Annotated in this window: 14 protein-coding genes and 1 tRNA gene; 7 read left to right on the top strand and 8 right to left on the bottom strand. The window is 62.6% G+C overall.

Annotated features, from left to right (window positions below):
- Positions 1–513: 513 nt before the first annotated feature.
- Together ABFD92_07435 and ABFD92_07430 are read right to left on the bottom strand one after the other, a co-directional pair.
- Positions 514–1482 carry a DMT family transporter gene (locus ABFD92_07435; protein MEN6504353.1) on the bottom strand — a complete coding sequence of 323 codons (969 nt, stop codon included), beginning with the start codon at positions 1480–1482 and terminating at the stop codon, positions 514–516.
- Positions 1483–1646: 164 nt separating this feature from the next.
- Positions 1647–2315 (bottom strand): PEP-CTERM sorting domain-containing protein, encoded by a 669-nt coding sequence (locus tag ABFD92_07430; protein MEN6504352.1) that lies wholly within the window; start codon positions 2313–2315, stop codon positions 1647–1649.
- Positions 2316–2694: 379 nt separating this feature from the next.
- Here ABFD92_07430 and ABFD92_07425 point away from each other — a divergent pair, with 379 nt between their 5' ends.
- The 4 genes from ABFD92_07425 (at position 2695) to ABFD92_07410 (ending at position 7655) form a co-directional block, all read left to right on the top strand.
- Positions 2695–3369, top strand: a complete 675-nt coding sequence (locus ABFD92_07425; GenBank protein ID MEN6504351.1) for a hypothetical protein — start codon at positions 2695–2697, stop codon at positions 3367–3369.
- 143 nt (positions 3370–3512) lie between these two features.
- Positions 3513–4214, top strand: a complete 702-nt coding sequence (locus tag ABFD92_07420) for a hypothetical protein (protein MEN6504350.1) — start codon at positions 3513–3515, stop codon at positions 4212–4214.
- A complete protein-coding gene (locus ABFD92_07415) occupies positions 4144–7056 on the top strand; it encodes a hypothetical protein (GenBank protein ID MEN6504349.1) in 2913 nt (970 codons plus the stop codon). Before ABFD92_07420 ends, ABFD92_07415 begins: the two co-directional genes overlap by 71 nt.
- A 59-nt stretch (positions 7057–7115) precedes the next feature.
- A complete protein-coding gene (locus ABFD92_07410) occupies positions 7116–7655 on the top strand; it encodes a metal-dependent hydrolase (GenBank protein MEN6504348.1) in 540 nt (179 codons plus the stop codon).
- 63 nt (positions 7656–7718) lie between these two features.
- On the opposite strand, the gene ABFD92_07405 is transcribed toward ABFD92_07410, so the two are convergent.
- From ABFD92_07405 to ABFD92_07385, 5 genes are all read right to left on the bottom strand, one after another.
- Positions 7719–8489: a hypothetical protein gene (locus ABFD92_07405; GenBank protein MEN6504347.1), complete on the bottom strand. Its 771-nt coding sequence runs from the start codon at positions 8487–8489 to the stop codon at positions 7719–7721.
- 212 nt (positions 8490–8701) lie between these two features.
- Positions 8702–10045 carry a hypothetical protein gene (locus ABFD92_07400; GenBank protein ID MEN6504346.1) on the bottom strand — a complete coding sequence of 448 codons (1344 nt, stop codon included), beginning with the start codon at positions 10043–10045 and terminating at the stop codon, positions 8702–8704.
- Positions 10042–11016, bottom strand: a complete 975-nt coding sequence (locus tag ABFD92_07395) for a zinc ribbon domain-containing protein (GenBank protein ID MEN6504345.1) — start codon at positions 11014–11016, stop codon at positions 10042–10044. Before ABFD92_07395 ends, ABFD92_07400 begins: the two co-directional genes overlap by 4 nt.
- 437 nt (positions 11017–11453) lie before the next feature.
- Entirely contained in the window at positions 11454–12290 is an 837-nt protein-coding gene (locus ABFD92_07390) for an SDR family oxidoreductase (GenBank protein MEN6504344.1), read from the bottom strand.
- 52 nt (positions 12291–12342) lie between these two features.
- Positions 12343–13719: a M48 family metallopeptidase gene (locus ABFD92_07385; GenBank protein ID MEN6504343.1), complete on the bottom strand. Its 1377-nt coding sequence runs from the start codon at positions 13717–13719 to the stop codon at positions 12343–12345.
- A 98-nt stretch (positions 13720–13817) separates the two neighbouring features.
- Here ABFD92_07385 and ABFD92_07380 point away from each other — a divergent pair.
- Together ABFD92_07380 and holA are read left to right on the top strand one after the other, a co-directional pair.
- A tRNA-Met gene (locus ABFD92_07380) sits at positions 13818–13891 on the top strand.
- Between the two features lie 151 nt (positions 13892–14042).
- Positions 14043–14990: a DNA polymerase III subunit delta gene (holA, locus tag ABFD92_07375; GenBank protein MEN6504342.1), complete on the top strand. Its 948-nt coding sequence runs from the start codon at positions 14043–14045 to the stop codon at positions 14988–14990.
- Between the two features lie 73 nt (positions 14991–15063).
- Here holA and ABFD92_07370 read toward each other — a convergent pair whose 3' ends face one another.
- Positions 15064–15411: a four helix bundle protein gene (locus ABFD92_07370; GenBank protein MEN6504341.1), complete on the bottom strand. Its 348-nt coding sequence runs from the start codon at positions 15409–15411 to the stop codon at positions 15064–15066.
- A 117-nt stretch (positions 15412–15528) separates the two neighbouring features.
- Here ABFD92_07370 and ABFD92_07365 point away from each other — a divergent pair, with 117 nt between their 5' ends.
- Complete coding sequence (locus ABFD92_07365) at positions 15529–16941, top strand: ISNCY family transposase (GenBank protein ID MEN6504340.1); 1413 nt, start codon at positions 15529–15531, stop codon at positions 16939–16941.
- The last annotated feature ends 62 nt before the right edge of the window (positions 16942–17003 follow it).

Raw genomic sequence — 17003 nt, 5'->3', positions numbered from 1 at the left:
GCCGGGCGTACGTTGGAGGAACTCATTGGTGTGATCGGCCAAGCTCTCAGGGCCGTGAGCGCGGAGGAGTGCCAAGGCTACTTCCGTAGCTGCGGATACGCTACAGATGATCGCTAGATGCTCTAGAAACGGATTAAGAGGATTAAGAACGAAGCAGGGACGGGAGTGCGGGATTGCGCGGATTGAATGGATTGGGAGGATTGGGAAAAGATGTCATGCGGGCACGTCAGGATTTTGCTCGGCGCGGTTTCTTCTTTGACCGGCGTCGGAGAAACTGCGCACCACCGAGGCACAAAGACCACTGAGGCAAGAGGTCCACTTTTCTCCCCGTGCTCTCTGTGCCTCTGTGGTAAGTCGTCTCTCTGATTCATCGCCGGGGAAACAACCGCGCGGAGCAAGCTCCGCCGGTAACATTTCTGGTTCCCCGATCTGCTCCCAATCCTCTTAATCCGTTTCTAATCCGCGTAATCCCGCACTCCCCGTCCCCGTCCCCGTCCCCGAACGAGAGGGCAATCACCGTCCGAGCATGAGGATCGCCACGCCGGCGACGGCCACCAGGGCGCCGGCCCAGGCGCGGGCGGAGATCTTTTCGCGGTGGAGGACGATTACGAAGGGCAGGATCAGCACCGGCGCCACGGCCATCAGGGTCGTGGCGACGCCGGCTTTGGTGTTTTCGACGGCCAGCAATTGCAGCCCGACGCCCAGGAATGGGCCGGTGAAGGCGCCGAAGGTCAGCAGAGTCATGGCACGGGCATGGCGCACTGCCGCGACGATATTGCCCCAGCGGCGCAGGAGCGTGATCAGGATCGCGAAGCACGCCACGGCAGCGATCAGTCGGATGTGCGCCGAGGCGAAGGGGTTGTAGCCTTTCATGCCGATCTTGGACAGCACGACGCCGCCGGCCTGCCCGACCGCTCCGCCCAACGCCAGCAGCGAGCCGGTCAGCAGGCGCCTGCTCTCGACACCCTGGCGACCCGGCGGGTCGGTCTCGTCCGGGATCGTGCCGTCGCCGGCGGGGGCGGCCGGTTCGGGGGCAGCCTCGCGACGCTCCAGCACCACCCACACCACGCCAGCCAGCGTGACAGCCATGCCGATCCAATCCCAGCGGCGCAGTTCCTCGCCCAGCCACACATACGCCAGCACCGCTGTGATCGGCGGCACGAGTGAACAGATCAGCAGACTCAGGCGCGGACCGATCAGCAGGAACGACCGGAACAGGCACAAGTCCCCCAGGAAGAATCCCACCACGCCCGAGAGGCTCAACCAGAACCAGGCATGGCCTGTCGCATCCGCCGGCAGCGGATGGCCGCGGAAGATCAGCCCCGTCAGCGTGAAGAACACGAACGCCACCAGCAGCCGCAGCAGGTTTACGCTGATCGACCCGATGTGCCTGCCGGCGGCAGTAAACGCCAGCGAACACAACACCCACATCAGCGCCGTGACCAGCGCCGCGATCTCACCAACATAAGCCATCCCAAGCATGGGGCAAGAGCATACCGCAGCTTTGAGCTTTCAGCTATCAGCTTTCAGGCAGATCCTGCGTGACATGGCGGGCTTTATCCACCGGCGGTGTCCCTTCGCCGCTTGCGGCTTAGCAGTTGTTCGCAAGGCCCGCCGGTGCGGAAAGCGTCATCCTGTCTCGGATGTTACCGGCGCCGCCGTCGCCTGAGCAGCATGCCCGCCGCGCCCAAGCCCATCAGGCTGACCGTCACCGGCTCGGGGATATGCACGATCCCGACAGCGATATAGTCATATTTCGCCGGGAACGCCACCGTGCTGCTGCCCGATCCCATGTCAACCGAGGTCGGCGTCTCGATGCCGTCATACGTGCTGGATGTGATCGGGGCCGCGTTTTGCAGCACGCCATTGACGTAGATGTTGTACGCGTTCAGGCCGTCGAGCTTGTGGATGCCGATCTCGTACCAGGTGTTGAAGGCATACCGCAGGCCTTCGTCATTCGAGTTCCATGTCTTGGCATTGGTGGAGTAGTCGCCGCTGCCGACCCACATCTCCCAGTCGGTGGCGTATCCCTTGAACAACTGCAGGCGGATGTCGTTGGCCAGCAGCAGCCGGGCCGTCCGGTTTGTGGCATAGGTTCCACTCGATGGCGCATAGACGCGGAAGACATACGCCCACTCCGTCGCGCCGGTCAACACCGGCAAGGCGGCGAAATCATTCGTATTCGAATGCTTCTCCGTACCGGTCTGGATGTTCATCGTGCCGCCCGATTCGGTGTGGTTGATCCGGTCCCATCCGGAAGTCGAACCGTCATCGAAATCGTCGCGCCAGGCATCGTCAAAGGTGGTCCCGCCCAAAACGAATGCCGCCGAAGCCGGCCCGCAGGCTATCCAACAAAAGGCAACGACAGCTGCAAAAACGACAATTGCTCTCGACATGTCTTTCTCCTTCTGCTCGTACCATGAGCTTGAAAAATGGCCCTTCTTCCGGCCGATAATAGCCTACGACCTGCATCTCGGCGGTAAAGTATACGGGATTTGCTGGATTTGTACATGTTTCAAACGAACATATTCATATCCGAAATGAAAATGTCTAACAGTCATCGCATGGGCGTCTCGCCCATGCTTTCCCCTCACAAACGAGACGCCCGTGCTACTCACGGGCAAGATGCCCGTGCTACTACTGGAAAGCCTGTGCCCGGTCCGCTATCATCTGCCCTTTCCTTGCGAGGACGCCATGGCATCATACAAGCTCAACATCGCGACGATCCGCTCCTGCCCGCCGGTCAAGGACCTGCTCAAGGCCCTGGACGATTACGGCCTGCCCGAGAACGAGCCCTACGGCGTGCTGAGCACCTCCTCCAGCGAGACGGCTGTCTTCGCCACCATCGCCCGCCGCACCCACCAGGCCGTGCAGAAACTCCAGACCGAGACGCGAGAGCTGACCAGCACCGAGGTCGAAAAGGTTGCCGTCTATCCCTTCGCCGTCAAGCCCAAGAACCACATCCTCGAGGTCTACGCCGGTTCGGCGGCGGCTGTGAAGTACATCGAGGAGTTCATGGCCGGCGCGCTGGGCATCGCCGTGGCTACCGAGCCGATCGAACTGGACATCCCCGCGGCGATCAACAAACTCGTCGCCGACACGCAGCGGTTCGTCCTCAAGTCGCTTCGCGTGGAAGACTACGCCCACAACTCGTACATGGCCGGACCGTACTCGCCCAAGTTCCTCGACTCGGTCCACGGGATGGAGTTCCTGGAAGAATATTCGCAGTCCGTCACCAGCGCCGGCGTGCGTTTCGCCGGCCCCACCGGCCGAGTGACCGTCACCCTCAAAGCCCAAGCCGCCTTCAGCTACTCCTGCAACGAAGACGACCAGAGCGAGATCCAGTCGATCCTGCGAAAGCTGCTGTAGAGCGCATCGGCGTACAGACCAGCGTTTTCACCGCAGAGACCGCCGAGATCGCAGAGAAGAAAACCGCTCCAAACATGGACAATCCATGATCCCTCTGCGGTCTGAGCGATCCTCTGACCAGGACATTTTGAAAGGAACTGGGAATGAATGGTCAAATCCACCGAAGCGTTTTTACCCTTCTGGCGATGGCTTCTTGCGCAGCGCTGCCTCTGCGTGCGCAGCAGATGTCGACGGTTCCGCAAGGACGGCCTCAACTGGTGGCGGTGCCAAGCGACGCCAGTTGCGATCTGGCCAAAGCAGCCTTGGCCGATGTTCTGAACACTATTGAGCAGGCGCAGACGCAGACCCAGCGCGCCGCCTTAGCCCCTCTGCTGCTTCAGAAGGCAGCAACGCTCAGTTATCCGGCGCAGAAATATATCCTGCTGGAAAGAAGCGCTCACTTTGCGGCAATGAACGGAGATAGTGAAACGCTCGCAAAGACGATGCAGGCGATGGCCTGGAGGTATATCGGCGACTGGCCGGTCGTTCACGGGCGAAAACTTGCGGCGGGTATAACCGGCCCGCTATGGCCGGGGCAGTTCGAGGAGATGGCGCAGGAAACCCTGGCGATTGCGGACAAACTCGCCACGGGTGAGCAGTGGGAGGTGGCTGAGCAGATGATCAAGGCCGTCTCGTCCGGCGCTCGAGCCCGCGGCGCGAACTCCATCGCCAATCAGGCGGCCGACGCGCTGGAGCGAACGCTGTGGCTGCAGTCGCAAAAAGCCCTCTTCGATCGTGCCGCCGTCTGGCGAACTGGATCCGCAGCAGGCCCAGGCCTTGGGCCTCTACCAGGCGCTGGCAAATAGTGACTGGAAGGCCGCGGCGCCGAATCTGGCCAAGGCCGCGGACCCGACACTGAGACACCTGGGAGCGATGGAGGCGCAGCAGCCCCAGCAGGCCCAGGCCTTGGCCGAAGGATGGGCCAGTTATGCGCAGAAGCAGCCGCGATGGCTCGCGGCCGCCCTGAAACAACGGGTGCTCGAGCTCTACGAGAAAGCGCGGCAAGGCCGCTCGGAGCAGGACCTCGTCGTCATCGACAAGAAGATCAGCGAATTGGCGATGGAGCTTGCCCAAGGCAACCTGGGGCGGATGGATCATTGGCAGGTCTCTTCCGGGCGATGGCGAATGACGCAGGACGGCCAGATTCGCGGCGAGGGCAGTTCCACGCTGCAGTTCAAGCATCCGCTGCCGGGGGAATGCTACCTGGAGTTTACGCTGACGGTGCTTCACGGCCTGCGCCCGCGAATCTACTTTGGCGTCGGCGGCGTCTATATCGGGAACGAAGACTTCGATCGCCTGATGGGCCTGAACCAAGCAAATGCTGGGCCTTACATCCCGCAAAGCTACGAAGTCGGCCGCCCCATGCGCGTGGGACTCTGGTGGAAGGGCAAGGAACTGCGGTGGTACGTCGATGGCGAGTTGATCGCCATCGGGCAGCGCCGGCGCGTGCATGCCAGCGTTCCGCTGCTGCTGTCTGCCGGCGACGATTATTCCGCCGGAGCGATTCTGGTGGGCGACTTCAAGCTTCTGCCCGAGCCTCCGCAAGAGATCCAGTCGCCCAAGGCTTTACCGCTCGCGCTGGCCGTGCCTGCCAAGTCCGCCTCGCGTCCCGCCCAGACGGCGCCTGCGACGACTCAGGCCAAGTCATTGTGGGGTCCGCAGGCGCCGCTGATGGCCGAAGGCACGGATGAGCAAGTCGCCGTGGCGGACCGGATCGTGTACGGCGAATATCTCAAGAACGGTCAACGCAATCCCAAATGGGACGATCGCCTTCGCCGCTACCTCCACCAGACCTGGCTTGAGCGGAAAAACGATGTGCGGTCAGTGTCGCGCGAGCGACTTGTCATCGAAGGGCGCAGGCTCTACATGGACGGATGCCGCGAGCCGGTCTTCATCAGCACCCTGGCTCGCAATCTTGAACTGACCGGTAACGCCTCTGGGGCCCTTGGCCTGGCGGAGCAAGCGATGGTGGGTTTGCACAAACGTCCCGAGGCCGCTTATATGCGGATGTGGTCGGCGCATCGAATGTGGTCTTTGCAGCGCAACGCCGCCCAGAAGAAAAAGAATGAACACTATCTTGACGAGATGATCGAGGCGATCGCGCAGATGGTCCAGCAGAAGCTCTTTGGGCCGACGGAGCAGGAACTCCTCGTCTGCGACGTTGCCCTGCTGCTGACCAGTGGTGACAGCCAGCTCCCCGAGCCCTGCCAGAAACGCCTGGTTGAAAAGCTGCAGAGCCTGCCCCAGGCCAGTGAAGTGCTCAAGAACACGGCCGCCGGATATTATCATTTTAACGTAGCATGGAACTTCCGCGGCACGGGATGGGCGAGCACTGTCACGGAGGAAGGTTGGAAGGGCTATCGGGAACACCTCGCCCTGGCCCGGCGGCATCTGGTCCAGGCATGGCAGGATGACCCGAAGATTCCGTATGCCGCTTCCAAGATGATCAACGTATGCACCGGCAGTCCGGAGGGGCGCACCTGGGTGGCCAGATCAATGGCAGCAAGGTTCGATTATGCGCCGCCCTATCTGAACCACAACTTCTATCTCATGCCTCGCTGGGGCGGCACGCATGAGGCCATGTACAACTTCGGCGTCGGGTGCATGAAGACCAATCGCTACGATACGTGCGTGCCTCTGATCCTGGTGCAGGAAACCCTGCCCCGGATCAGCACGGATATGCAATTGGATTTCTCATTCTGGCAGCGCCCGGGGGTCTATGAAAACGTCAAGACCATCATCAATCGTTATCTCGCCCAGAGCACCACGAGATTCCACTCTTACAATCGCGCCGCCCTGATGGGCTATGCCATCCGCACACAGCACTGGGACGATGCGGCCGCGCTCTTGGCCGCCGGAAACCTGGACGAGAAGGGGCTGGAACTGGCATCTCTGTCCCTGCCACAGGCACAGGAGATGGTTTTGGCTCATAGCGGCGCGTGGGGGGCCGATGTCGCCGCGGGCGAGGCCTTGATGGCAAAGCGCCAGTGGGACAGCGCCAAGACTCTGCTGGAAAAGGTGTTCCCAACGGTTCCCAAAGGTCCGGCTGCCAGGCACGTCAGGAGCCTCCTGCTGCAGTGCCGCTGGATGGAGCAGTTCGACGCGGGCAAACAGGTGGCGCTGGACCTCGAAGAAGACCTGCCCGGCTGGCGGTGGCGGAAAGGATACTGGCAGTCGGACGGGCGAGGAGGCGTTGTGGGCGCCAGCGACCGGCGCCACCAACTTCAGATCTGGTCCGAAGCGGACTTCGGGACGGCCTTTGAAATCGAAGGGTACCTGGAGATGAGGGGCGGCGGGGACCACCTTACCGGCGGCTTGGGGTTCGGCGAGCTTCTGCACTGCCCCGCAGTGTGTGAGATTGACGCGATGCAAAACCAGGTGCTGTTGGGATACGTCATAGTAGATGATTCCACGGCAAAGAAGGTGCCCTTGCGGGAGAAGACGCATCTGCGTGTGCAGCGGCTCGGGCACAAAATGAACGTTTGGGTCAATGGGAAACAGTTCTTTGAGAATCAGATTGTGCCCGGGGCAAGCAGTGTTGGTCATAACGGCCATATCTGCCTGACCGAAACTTACATTGGCTCGGATCGCATCATGAGGTTTTCCGAGTTGAAGATTCGCAAGCTCGCCTCCCCAACCGACGATTAGCGCCAGGCTTGCTCGTCCCCGGCAAGGAACCCGCGCCGGCGACGGGTGTTCTATAGCAAGTGAGTCCACTGGGTCATGCGCTTGCGGGGGTGGCTGTCGCCGGCGTGGTCATGCCGATGCGGTTGTCGATTGGCAAGAAGATCGCCATCGGCTGCGTCTTTGCCGCCCTGGCGTACATTCCGGACTTCGAATTACCGTACTGGGGCCACGGACGCCCCGACTACGCCATCAGCCACAGCATCTTCATCAACGGCCTGCTCATCCTTGTGCTCTGCGCGGCGGCATTGGCCGTGCCGGCGCTGAGACGGCGGGTCGGGCGGGCATATCTTCTTGCCGGCGGGGCGGCCGCTTGGCTGAGTCACCTGCTGCTGGACTCGTTCTACAACCACGGCAAAGGCGTACTGATCGGCTGGCCGGTGTGCAGCTATCGGCTGAACCTGCCCATGCCCTGGTTCACGCCGCTGGCGGCCGGCCTGCACGACCCGAACCTCGCCCACGAATTGCTGGCCGAAGCGATCCTGTTCGGCGTGATCGTCCTGCTGATCTTCGCTGCGCGGACAGCGCTGCGCAAATGTTCGCCCGAGCCAACCCTGGGCTGATTCAGAAGCCGGGTGGTTGATTAGCAGCCTGGCAGCGGCGGCAGGAGCCTCTTTGTCAACGCATCATTGCCGCTTTCTCAGTTTGTTGAGGAATGCATTCGCCTCGTCCATGGAGTTGAACGTGATGGATGCATCCTCAGATATTTCGGATTGAATGACGGCCGACTGTTCGCGATATTCTGCACCATCGACCATAAACACGATTCGCTGGCCGAGGTGGTTCCTGGTGAGTTCTCTCATCTTGGAGGCGCCCTCCTCCGTGAATTTCAACCAGACCGAGGCGGCCCCGGTTTCGTCTTGCGCAACGCCGATGTCGGCAATATCCCGTTCCGTCACGGTACTAGACCTATCCGGTATACTCAGTCGTCCGTCTTCCGTCAGGATCCAGATCGCGAAAGGCTGGTACGCGACGGCGGGGTTCGACTGATGCGACCCGGGGCGCCGCCCCCGAAATTCAACCAGCGACAGGATTGCCCCTAGGAGCAGGGCCGACGCCAACGCGACCCCCAACAGCACTTTTAAATTCAGCGACCGCGCGGCGGGCCGTGCCGTGAAGAGAGACTTGATTTCCCTTTTTCGAAAATACCAGAACAGGAAGATTGAAAGCACCGTTCCCAGGGGGAACAACACCAGTTCCAGACTGGCGAATACCATCAGGATGGCACGCCCGTGGGGACGCAGCGCCAGGAGCCCGATTCCGCCGGCAGCGGCAAGGACGCACAGGAAGCTCAAGGCCGCCAGCACGGCGACCAGGGGGAACGTCAGCGGAGTATCTGCGGCGGAGGTCAGGTAGAGCGCAAAGCCCAGCAGCATGATGAAGATCAAGGCGGTCATGACTAATTGGCAAACGCCAAGCAAGGTCAGTAACAGCGGGCGCCGTGGGGCGCCTTGCGTTGCAGTACCCGCCGGGGCAGGAGCTTGCGCGGGTGCAGGGGCTTGTATGGCAATGGCGGCTGCCTTTTTGACGGGGATGACCGCAGGTGTGCCGCACGCGCCACAGAACTTGTTGGCAGGGGGGATCTCAGCTCCGCATTGGGTACAGAACATCACGGTTGTCCTCCGGTTTGATTCGCGCCGCGGAGGGCCTCAATAATTTCTTTGGACCCGTTTTTGGTGGTTTCCTCCGCGCCGGTTTCCGTCAGGGCATTAATGGCCTGACGAGCAAAGTTGACGCCCCCCTTGCCCAGCATCTTTCGCTCGTCTTTGTTCAGATGGCGGATAACAGTGGCGCCGGTGTGCGCCACGCGTTTTGCCGCGTAGCCGCCCGCCAGCGAGGCAAACGCTTCCCCCAGCGCCGCGGCGCTGTTCAGGCCCTGTAGCACCACGTCCAGATCGCTGGAGGGCATGTCGCTGCGCAATCGTTCAAGTTCCCGGCGCATGGCAATGTAGGCCGGGTCCTTCGTGGCGTCGCTGCCTTTCTGATTGACCATCGTTTTCATCACGGCAGCATAGTCGCCGACGAGGAAAAGGTTCCGGGTGACTTCATTGACGCGCTGATCCACGCCGGCATTGGCGACGTCAGCGAAGGTATCGGCCACGGTAAACGCGACGCCGACGGGGGCCGCCTTGAGTCCAACCTTCGCCAGCACTTTGACCATGGTTTGGCCTTCGAGGGCGGTCAAGGCGCCTTGCTTGGCCATGCCCTGAAACAGGCCCGTCACGACCTTGTCGGCGACGGCGCTGGGCGATTGGTATTCGATCGTTCGCGACGGGGAGTTGATGATCTGTCGCAGGGCCAGCGCCCGAGACTGTGCGACGACGGCTTCGCCGAAGATTTCCGCGGCGCCGCGGTCCAGGCGCGAGCGGCGTTTCTGCAGCTCGCAGGTCCGCCGGCTGTCTTCACGGGCATCCTTGGCGATCGTCTCGCGTCTGCGATCAAGCTCTGCGAACCGCTCCTGGATTGCCTCGAGTTCGGCATTGCCTTGTGCGGCCCGAGTTTTGATGCGCTGGGCCCAATCGCGGCATTTGGAAACCTCAGATTCAGGAACCGGCGCGCCGACGCATTCGATGGTGTAGGCTCGCAAGTCGGCTTCGTGTATCGCACGGCGTTTTTTCAGGTCGGCGTGATCGCGTTCAGCGGCAAACACCTCGCGGTCGATCTGACGCAATTTGTCGTCACGGTCGCGACGGTGAAAATCAAGGCGTCGCTGGTCGGCCTCAATCGCCTCGCGCTCGCCGGCGACATCGCGCGCCCGGCGCTGGAGGGAGGCCAGGATGACAATCAATTCAGATCGCTCGGAGGCGACCTCGCCGGCGCGGGGCTCGCCCAGCGCTTCAATCGCCTTTCGCAGTTCGCCCATGCAGGTCTGTATCGGGTCATCGGCCGCACCTGCGCGGGAGGCAGTGGCCAACAGAAGGAGTCCCAGAACAGTGAGCAGCTTCATATTCATGAGGATCCTCCTTTGATCGGGGCGATGCGGTAAATGCGGCGCTGGCGGGCATCGAGGACATACACGTCGCCGCCGCGCACGCGAAGCTCGCCCCCCAGGCCGAGCACGAGCGGAACGATAATGCCGTCCTGATACGCGTAGACCGCACGTTCGGTCGAGAAGTAGGTGGCGGTGCCTGCGATGCCGACGCCCAGGATCGTCTGCGTCGGGTCTGGAAGGGCCAGGACCAGGGACGGGCGGCCGGGCGTCAAGACCTGGAACAGCGCGTTCTTCGTCGCGAAGAGTGTCTGATACGCGTCCCCGCCGACGGCGGTGATCGCGTTGGGCGATCCGGTCAGCACCTTGATGGATGACTGTTTCATCGCCGCCAGTGCGGGGGAATCGGAAAGCCATCCCTCCTCATTTCGATAGAAGAAGAGCCGGCTGTGATCACTGGCAGGCGCCAGACTGGCGTGCTCCACGGGCGGTTTGCCGATCCGATGAAGGGTTCCCTCTTCGAATGAGGCGAGGTTGCCGTCGGCATCGATAGCGGTCAGGGCATCGCCCACGAAGGCAAAAGATTGCACCGGATTGGGCGTGGTGAATAGCTCTTCCCCGCTGGCCATATCGAGGAGCCTTGAGTCCACGCGAACAATAATCACGCCCGAGGGCGACACATCAAACGCCTCGAACCGGGTTTTTGCAAGCGACTTGGCCGAGGGCAGGATCTCAACCAGAAGGCCGGGCGCGGTGGTGAGTTCAAGGTTCGCCGCTTCTGCCGGCCCGTAGTCCAATGGGACCGGGGAGCGGGTCAGTGTCAGGACCAATGCGATGACGCCGACAGCCGTGGCGGCGACGGCCAGGAAGACCCAGCGCGAAAATCGGCGCGGAGCGGCAGGGACGGCGAGTTCCGTTGGAGCGGTCGATTGGCCACAGCCGGGACACCATTTGAAACCAGGCTCGAGTTGAGTGCCACAGTGCGTGCAGTCCATGTCGCCCTTCCCGGCCGGCGTTAGTTCTTATTTGCGATGATACGCCCCCGTTGCCTGTCAAGCAAGGATCCCAAACGGCAGGTGCCGCCGGCGTTTGAGGGCAAGATGTCTTCGGTACGTGCGGGCGGGACGCCCGCGACGCGCGGTAAGAGCATGGGCGGAACGGTGCCACGCACAACTCCGTTGTGCGTGCCCCTGACCTCAGAGACGGGGAGCATGGGCGAGACGCCCATGCTGCGGCGGGGGCTGCGCGTTCCGTTGATCAACCTTTTACCAGGTGCAAAAATCGCACCAGAAATGCGACACCAGTCAACCCCCTCTAAAATGCACCGCAAAAGCACCCAAAAAGCACCCAAACCCAGATTATTAGGAGTTTGTGCACCACGTCGGGCGGCCACGGCCGGGGCGCGTGCGCAGGCGCCGCGCGCCGCCAGGCGCTACTTCTGATCCATCCCCGCCATCTTGAGTTGGTCGCGGTAATAGACGGCCATCATCTTGTCGGTAAGGCGGGGGCTCAGGGCGGCGATGCAGGTGAGGAACTTTCCGCCGGCGGTCAGGACGATCTCGGGTCTGTTTTTGCCCGTCAGGGCGACGATCTTCCTGGCGGCCACCGCGGCGGGCATGCGGCGGATCTTCTTGAAGAACTCGGACTTCGCGCGGTCGGGGCTGTTGACGACGTGCTCGGAAAACTCAGTCTCGATGAGGCCCGGGCAGACGCTGGTGACGCGAACGCCCATCGGACGAAGCTCCACGCGCAGCGAGTCGGTCAGCCCGCAGATGGCGAACTTGCTGGCGCTATACGCCCCGTAGAACGGCGAGCCGCGCTTGCCCAGCACGGAGGAGATATTGAAGATGTGCCCGCTGCCCTGGGCGATCATGATCGGCGCGACGGCCTTGCAGCCGTAAAAGACGCCGAAAAAGTTCACGTCGAAGATCTCGCGCAGCTCGCGCGTGTCGATCTCGTGGACGAGACCGAAGTGCCCATAGCCGGCGTTGTTGACCATCACGTCGATGCGGCCGAAGGCCTGTTGGGCGGCGGTCACGAGATGACGGACCTGGCTCTCGTCGGCGACATCGGTGGCGGCGACCATGGCCTGGGCGTGCGGGTGAGCGGCGCGGCAGGCCTCGGCGATGGTCTCCAGTCGCCGCGCCCGTCGGGCGGCCAGCACGACGGCGTATCCTTTGGCGGCGTACGCCAGGGCGATCTCCATGCCGATGCCGGACGAGGCGCCGGTGATTATCGCTACGCGTTGAATGTTCGAGTCGGATGTCATTATTTATCCGGCCCGGCCGATGTAACGGCCGGGCATTTTCTGCCGGCGGCATTCATATACTTAGCACTGACATTGCCACTGCTGCCGCGGCGAGAGCGAGTATCGCCAGCTTGATCGCCCGCACCTGTCGGTCGATCTGTCGCCGCGTACCGCCGGCGGCGGCGAGGTCGCGGAGGTAGTCGACGCGGCTTTGGATGGACCCGTGGCGCCAATTATATTGTGCGGGGTCGTGGCCGTTGAGGCGCGAGATCTTCAGCAGGGCCTGGGCAAAGACCTCGACGGCTTCGCCGGCCAGGCTCGCGTCGCTGCGGCAGGCGCCGGCCCAGGCGGCCAGCACGTCGCACTGGCGTTCGAACCGCCGGCTGATCCAGCCCATCAGGAAGACCCAGATCGCCACCATGACCGAGGCGGAAAACGCCAGGCTGATCCATTCGCTCACATTGAGCCAGTCTGCCAGGGCGGACGAGCCCAGCGTCGCCAGCATGGCCGAGGCGATGATGAACACGACGGTGTAGAAGATGTGGTGGTTGAGGATGTGGCCGGCCTCGTGGGCGAAGACGGCCTGGACCTGCATGCGGTCCATGCGTTCGATGACGGCGTCGCTGATGAGCACGTAGCGGACCGGCCGCAGCAGTCCCATGACGGCAGCGTTGGCGATGGCCCCGCCGGTCTGCCACAGGCACAGGCGGCGGTAGGTCAGGCGGAGCTGTCGGCTCATGGTTTCCAGGTCGGTCCGCAGTGGGCCGGCCGGCAGGGGGACGGTCTTCCAGACATGGACGATGAGCGTCGGGGCCACCAGGAAGACGGCTGCGCTGGCGGCCAGCGTCAGCGCCGCGACGGTGGTCTCCGGCAGATACGCCGTCAGGGTCAGTTGCAGCGTGTCGCCGGCCAGCAGGATCAGTCCCACCGGCGCGAGGATGAACAGCAACTGGTGGCGCAGGTTGTACTCGATGTACTGCCCCAGCGACCAGATCGCCAGGGGCGAGTCCGTCCATTGCATCGCCAGCATGCGGGACCGCCGGTAGCAGGGGTAGTTGACCACCCAGGTGGCCATCAGCGCCGCGACCATCGGCAGCAGCAGGAGCACCTTGCCCACCAGCGGGGCCTCCAGCAGCGTCAGGTGCGGAACGCCCCAGGGGATGTTCTCAAGCCATTGCCCATAGCCCGCTGCCACCACCGCGCCGCTGCCGGCGATCAGCCACATGTGTACCATCGCCGCCAGCAGGGCGCCCCAGGGTCCTCTCGGCCGCGATTGCGCCGCTCGCGCCAGCACGACATGATTCGCCAGGCGCGCCAGCGTCGCCGCGCCGACGACGTAGAGAGCGGCCGCGGCGGCGGTGACGATCGAGGGCGCCGGCCAGTGCGGCAGGAACTCGCCCTGAGCCGCCATCACGGCGGCCATCAGTGACAGCAGGATGGTCATGTGCATGGAGAGGATAATCTTACTCTGCACAGCGCGGCGGTGCGAAGGTTTCCGGACAAAGCGCTTGCATAAAATGACGATGTTCTGTAATCATAAAGGCACCCGGCGGCGTAGCTCAGTTGGTTAGAGCGAGGGACTCATAAGCCCTAGGTCACTGGTTCGAATCCAGTCGCCGCTAGTTCCGGATCAGGAGATTAATCATGATGCACATCTTGGCTTTTTTGGACCTGTGGTATCAGATACCCGCGGGCGTCTTGCTGGTGCTAGTTTGTATCGGCTGGTACAACTACCGCAAGAAACAGCGCTGAGGCCGCCAGAGGGTCTTTGATTTGACCGCGGCCGCAGCCAAACCCGTGTACGTTCTCCATGGCGACGACGCGCACCTTCGCGACGAGGCCCGCGCGGGCATTCTTGACGCGGTGCTCGGCGGCGCCGACCCGCAGACCTGCGTGACGACCTTCGACGTCGAGGCCGAACTGGCCGACGTGCTCGACGAACTGCGCACGCTGCCGTTCCTGTCGCCGCACCGGGTGGTGATCGTGCGCGACGCCGACGCGTTCATCACCGCTAATCGCGCCGCCCTGGAAGCCTACGTCAAAGCCCCCAGCGTGACCGCCACGCTCGTGCTGACGGTGCTGAGCTGGAATCGCAGCACGAACCTGGCCAAGATCGTCGCCAAGGTCGGGCAGGTCTTCGACTGTGCCTCGCCCGCGGCGGGCAACCTGGGGCGATGGCTGAGCGAGCAGGCCGCCAAGCGCGACAAGACGATCGAACCGCAGGCCTGCGCGTTGCTGACGGCCTGGATCGGCGTCGATCTGGGCAGCCTGACCAACGAGATGGAGAAGCTCGCCTTGTACGTCGGCGAGCGGAAGAAGATCACCGTCGACGACGTCTCGGCCATCGTCACCGCCACGGCCGGCCCGGCGACTTTTGCCCTGACCAACGCCCTGACAGCCGGCGAGGTCAAAGGGGCGCTGACGGCCCTGGCGGGCATGCTGACGGTGCGCGGCGAAGAGTTCCGCACGCTGGGGATGATCGGATGGCACCTGCGCAAGGTGCTCAAGGCCCATCAGCTTCTGGCGGCAGGGCAGAGCCTGGAAGGGGAGCTGCGCATGCCCTACGAGCAGCGCCAGGCGTTCATGGCGTTGCTGAAGCGCCGCCCGCTGACGAAAGTGCAAGCCGACTTCCGCCGCCTGATCAGCACCGACATCGCCATGAAGAGCGGCACCGAAGCCGCCGCGGCGATGCAGGATCTCGTTGTTGCGTTGTGTATGTGACCGAAGAAAAACTTAACAACCGACGACGAGGACGAGGACGACGACGAGGACGATTAGGCGGCATGTGCCTATGCTATTCGCCTGAAAATAGCTGAACTAACTTGGTCAGCATCGCGACGATTCGCAGCAGCATCTCTTTGCCTTCCTTAACCCGACCGCCAGGACAGCATCGAATCGCCACCAGCGAGTCCAGACATGCAGAGCATTCCGTGGCCGAACCGCGTGCGTCATCAAAAAACTTTGCGCGGGTTTGCTTTTGTCGCTTGCCATTGCCTTCAGCCGTGTTCAGCAGGATCGACAGGCTTGCCCGGTCCAGATGGTCCTTGATGTGCCGCCCGCGGTATCTATTCTTCTTGTCCAATTCATCAATTAAATCCTGAGTCCACGCGCAGAACGTCAGCGTCAACTGGTAAACATCCAGCTTCTCATGATCCAGTCTCGCTTCCAGATTCGCAACATGCCCAGTGTCATAACCAGATAGTAATGTCCGGTCTTAACCAGATAAGAATGTCCGCTTTCCGATATGGAAGGAGAGCAGATGGAACAGGACCGGATCGAGATGAGCCAACGGGAACGGGATCGGCTGCGGGTGATGTCGCCAGTGCTCCAGGGGCGGCGTAAGCAGGTCGAAGCGGCGCGGCTGCTGGATCTGACGACTCGTCAGGTGAGGCGGATCCAGCGGCGGCTGAAGGCCGCAGGAGACATTGGCATTGTTCACGGCTTACGTGGTCGGGCTTCCAATGCGCGCAAGAGCGACGACCTTCGTTGCGCGGTGCTGTCGGCATATCGCCAGAACTATCCCGACTTCGGCCCAACGCTGGCGGCGGAGAAGCTGGCCCAACAGGGTCTGGAGGTATCGGTCGAGACGCTGCGGCAGTGGCTGCTGGCCGAGAAGCTCTGGCAGCCCAAGCGACATCGGGACAAGCACCGAAGCCGCCGCCGGCGCCGGGAATGCTTTGGCGAACTGGTGCAGGGCGACGGCAGCCATCACGACTGGCTGGAAGGCCGTGGCGAACCCATGGTGCTGCTGGTGATGATCGACGACGCCACGAGCAAGGTCACGGCCCGCTTCTATCCCAGCGAGTCGACGGAAGGCTACATGGACCTTCTGGGCCGCTACGTCCGCAAGCACGGCCGGATGGTGAGCCTGTACACGGATCGCCACAGCATCTTCTGGGGCCAAGCCACGGGCAAGCAAGCGGCGCAGACGCAATTCACACGGGCATTGAAGGAACTGGAGATCGAGTGGATTCCAGCATATAGCCCACAGGCCAAGGGGCGTGTGGAGCGATTTAACGGCACAGCCCAGAACCGTCTGGTCAAGGAACTGCGCCTGGCGGGAGCGACGACGATGGAAGAGGCCAATGCGGTGCTGGACAAGATCTTCCTGCCGCTGTTCAACCGGCGCTTTACGGTGCGTGCCGTCAGCCCTAATAACGCGCATCGGCCGCTGCATCCATCGATGGATCTCGGTGCGATCCTGAGCATCCAGGACAAGCGCAAGGTGGCCAACGATTACACGATCCAGTTCGACAGCCAGGTCTACCAGTTGCTGCCGCCGGCCCATCCGGGGCTCAGAGGCGGGTGGGTCATCGTAGAGAGACGCTTGGATGGCACGCTGCACATACGATTCAAGAAGCACTACCTGGCGTACCACCAGGTTGGCCCAGTGGGCCAAGCAGGGGCTCTGCCCCCGCACCCCCGGAGGTTATCGCATGTGCGGAGGCCGGCAAGCAAGACAACGCCCTGCGCAGCGGTCCCTGCGCAGGGCCTTGCCGTCCATCCGGCCGTCGGGCGCTCGGGTCGCACTCCTGCGGAGCCCTATCCTCCCAGCGGCGCTAAAAAGCCTACCGCAGCTGCGCCCTGGCGTCCAGACCCCCAGCACCCCTGGCGAAAGTTCTCGCTCAAGGGCCCCAGAGTGAAAGAGGACATTTCTATTGGGGCCAAATAGCGGACATTTCTATTTGGGTTTGACATTCGCAACATGCCCAGCATTCATTGTCATCGTCGCTC

The sequence above is a fragment of the Planctomycetaceae bacterium genome (assembly GCA_039680605.1).
GTDB lineage: Bacteria > Planctomycetota > Phycisphaerae > SM23-33 > SM23-33 > JAJFUU01.
This window is presented reverse-complemented; position numbering and strand designations above follow the sequence as displayed.

What these genes read in the sequence shown, in the direction of transcription:
- ABFD92_07390 (MEN6504344.1), bottom strand. Translation starts at nt 12,290, where the DNA reads ATGACATCCGACTCGAACATTCAACGCGTAGCGATAATCACCGGCGCC.
- ABFD92_07435 (MEN6504353.1), bottom strand. Translation starts at nt 1,482, where the DNA reads ATGCTTGGGATGGCTTATGTTGGTGAGATCGCGGCGCTGGTCACGGCG.
- ABFD92_07405 (MEN6504347.1), bottom strand. Translation starts at nt 8,489, where the DNA reads ATGACCGCCTTGATCTTCATCATGCTGCTGGGCTTTGCGCTCTACCTG.
- ABFD92_07385 (MEN6504343.1), bottom strand. Translation starts at nt 13,719, where the DNA reads ATGCACATGACCATCCTGCTGTCACTGATGGCCGCCGTGATGGCGGCT.
- ABFD92_07425 (MEN6504351.1), top strand. Translation starts at nt 2,695, where the DNA reads ATGGCATCATACAAGCTCAACATCGCGACGATCCGCTCCTGCCCGCCG.
- ABFD92_07395 (MEN6504345.1), bottom strand. Translation starts at nt 11,016, where the DNA reads ATGGACTGCACGCACTGTGGCACTCAACTCGAGCCTGGTTTCAAATGG.
- ABFD92_07420 (MEN6504350.1), top strand. Translation starts at nt 3,513, where the DNA reads ATGAATGGTCAAATCCACCGAAGCGTTTTTACCCTTCTGGCGATGGCT.
- ABFD92_07365 (MEN6504340.1), top strand. Translation starts at nt 15,529, where the DNA reads ATGGAACAGGACCGGATCGAGATGAGCCAACGGGAACGGGATCGGCTG.
- ABFD92_07400 (MEN6504346.1), bottom strand. Translation starts at nt 10,045, where the DNA reads ATGAATATGAAGCTGCTCACTGTTCTGGGACTCCTTCTGTTGGCCACT.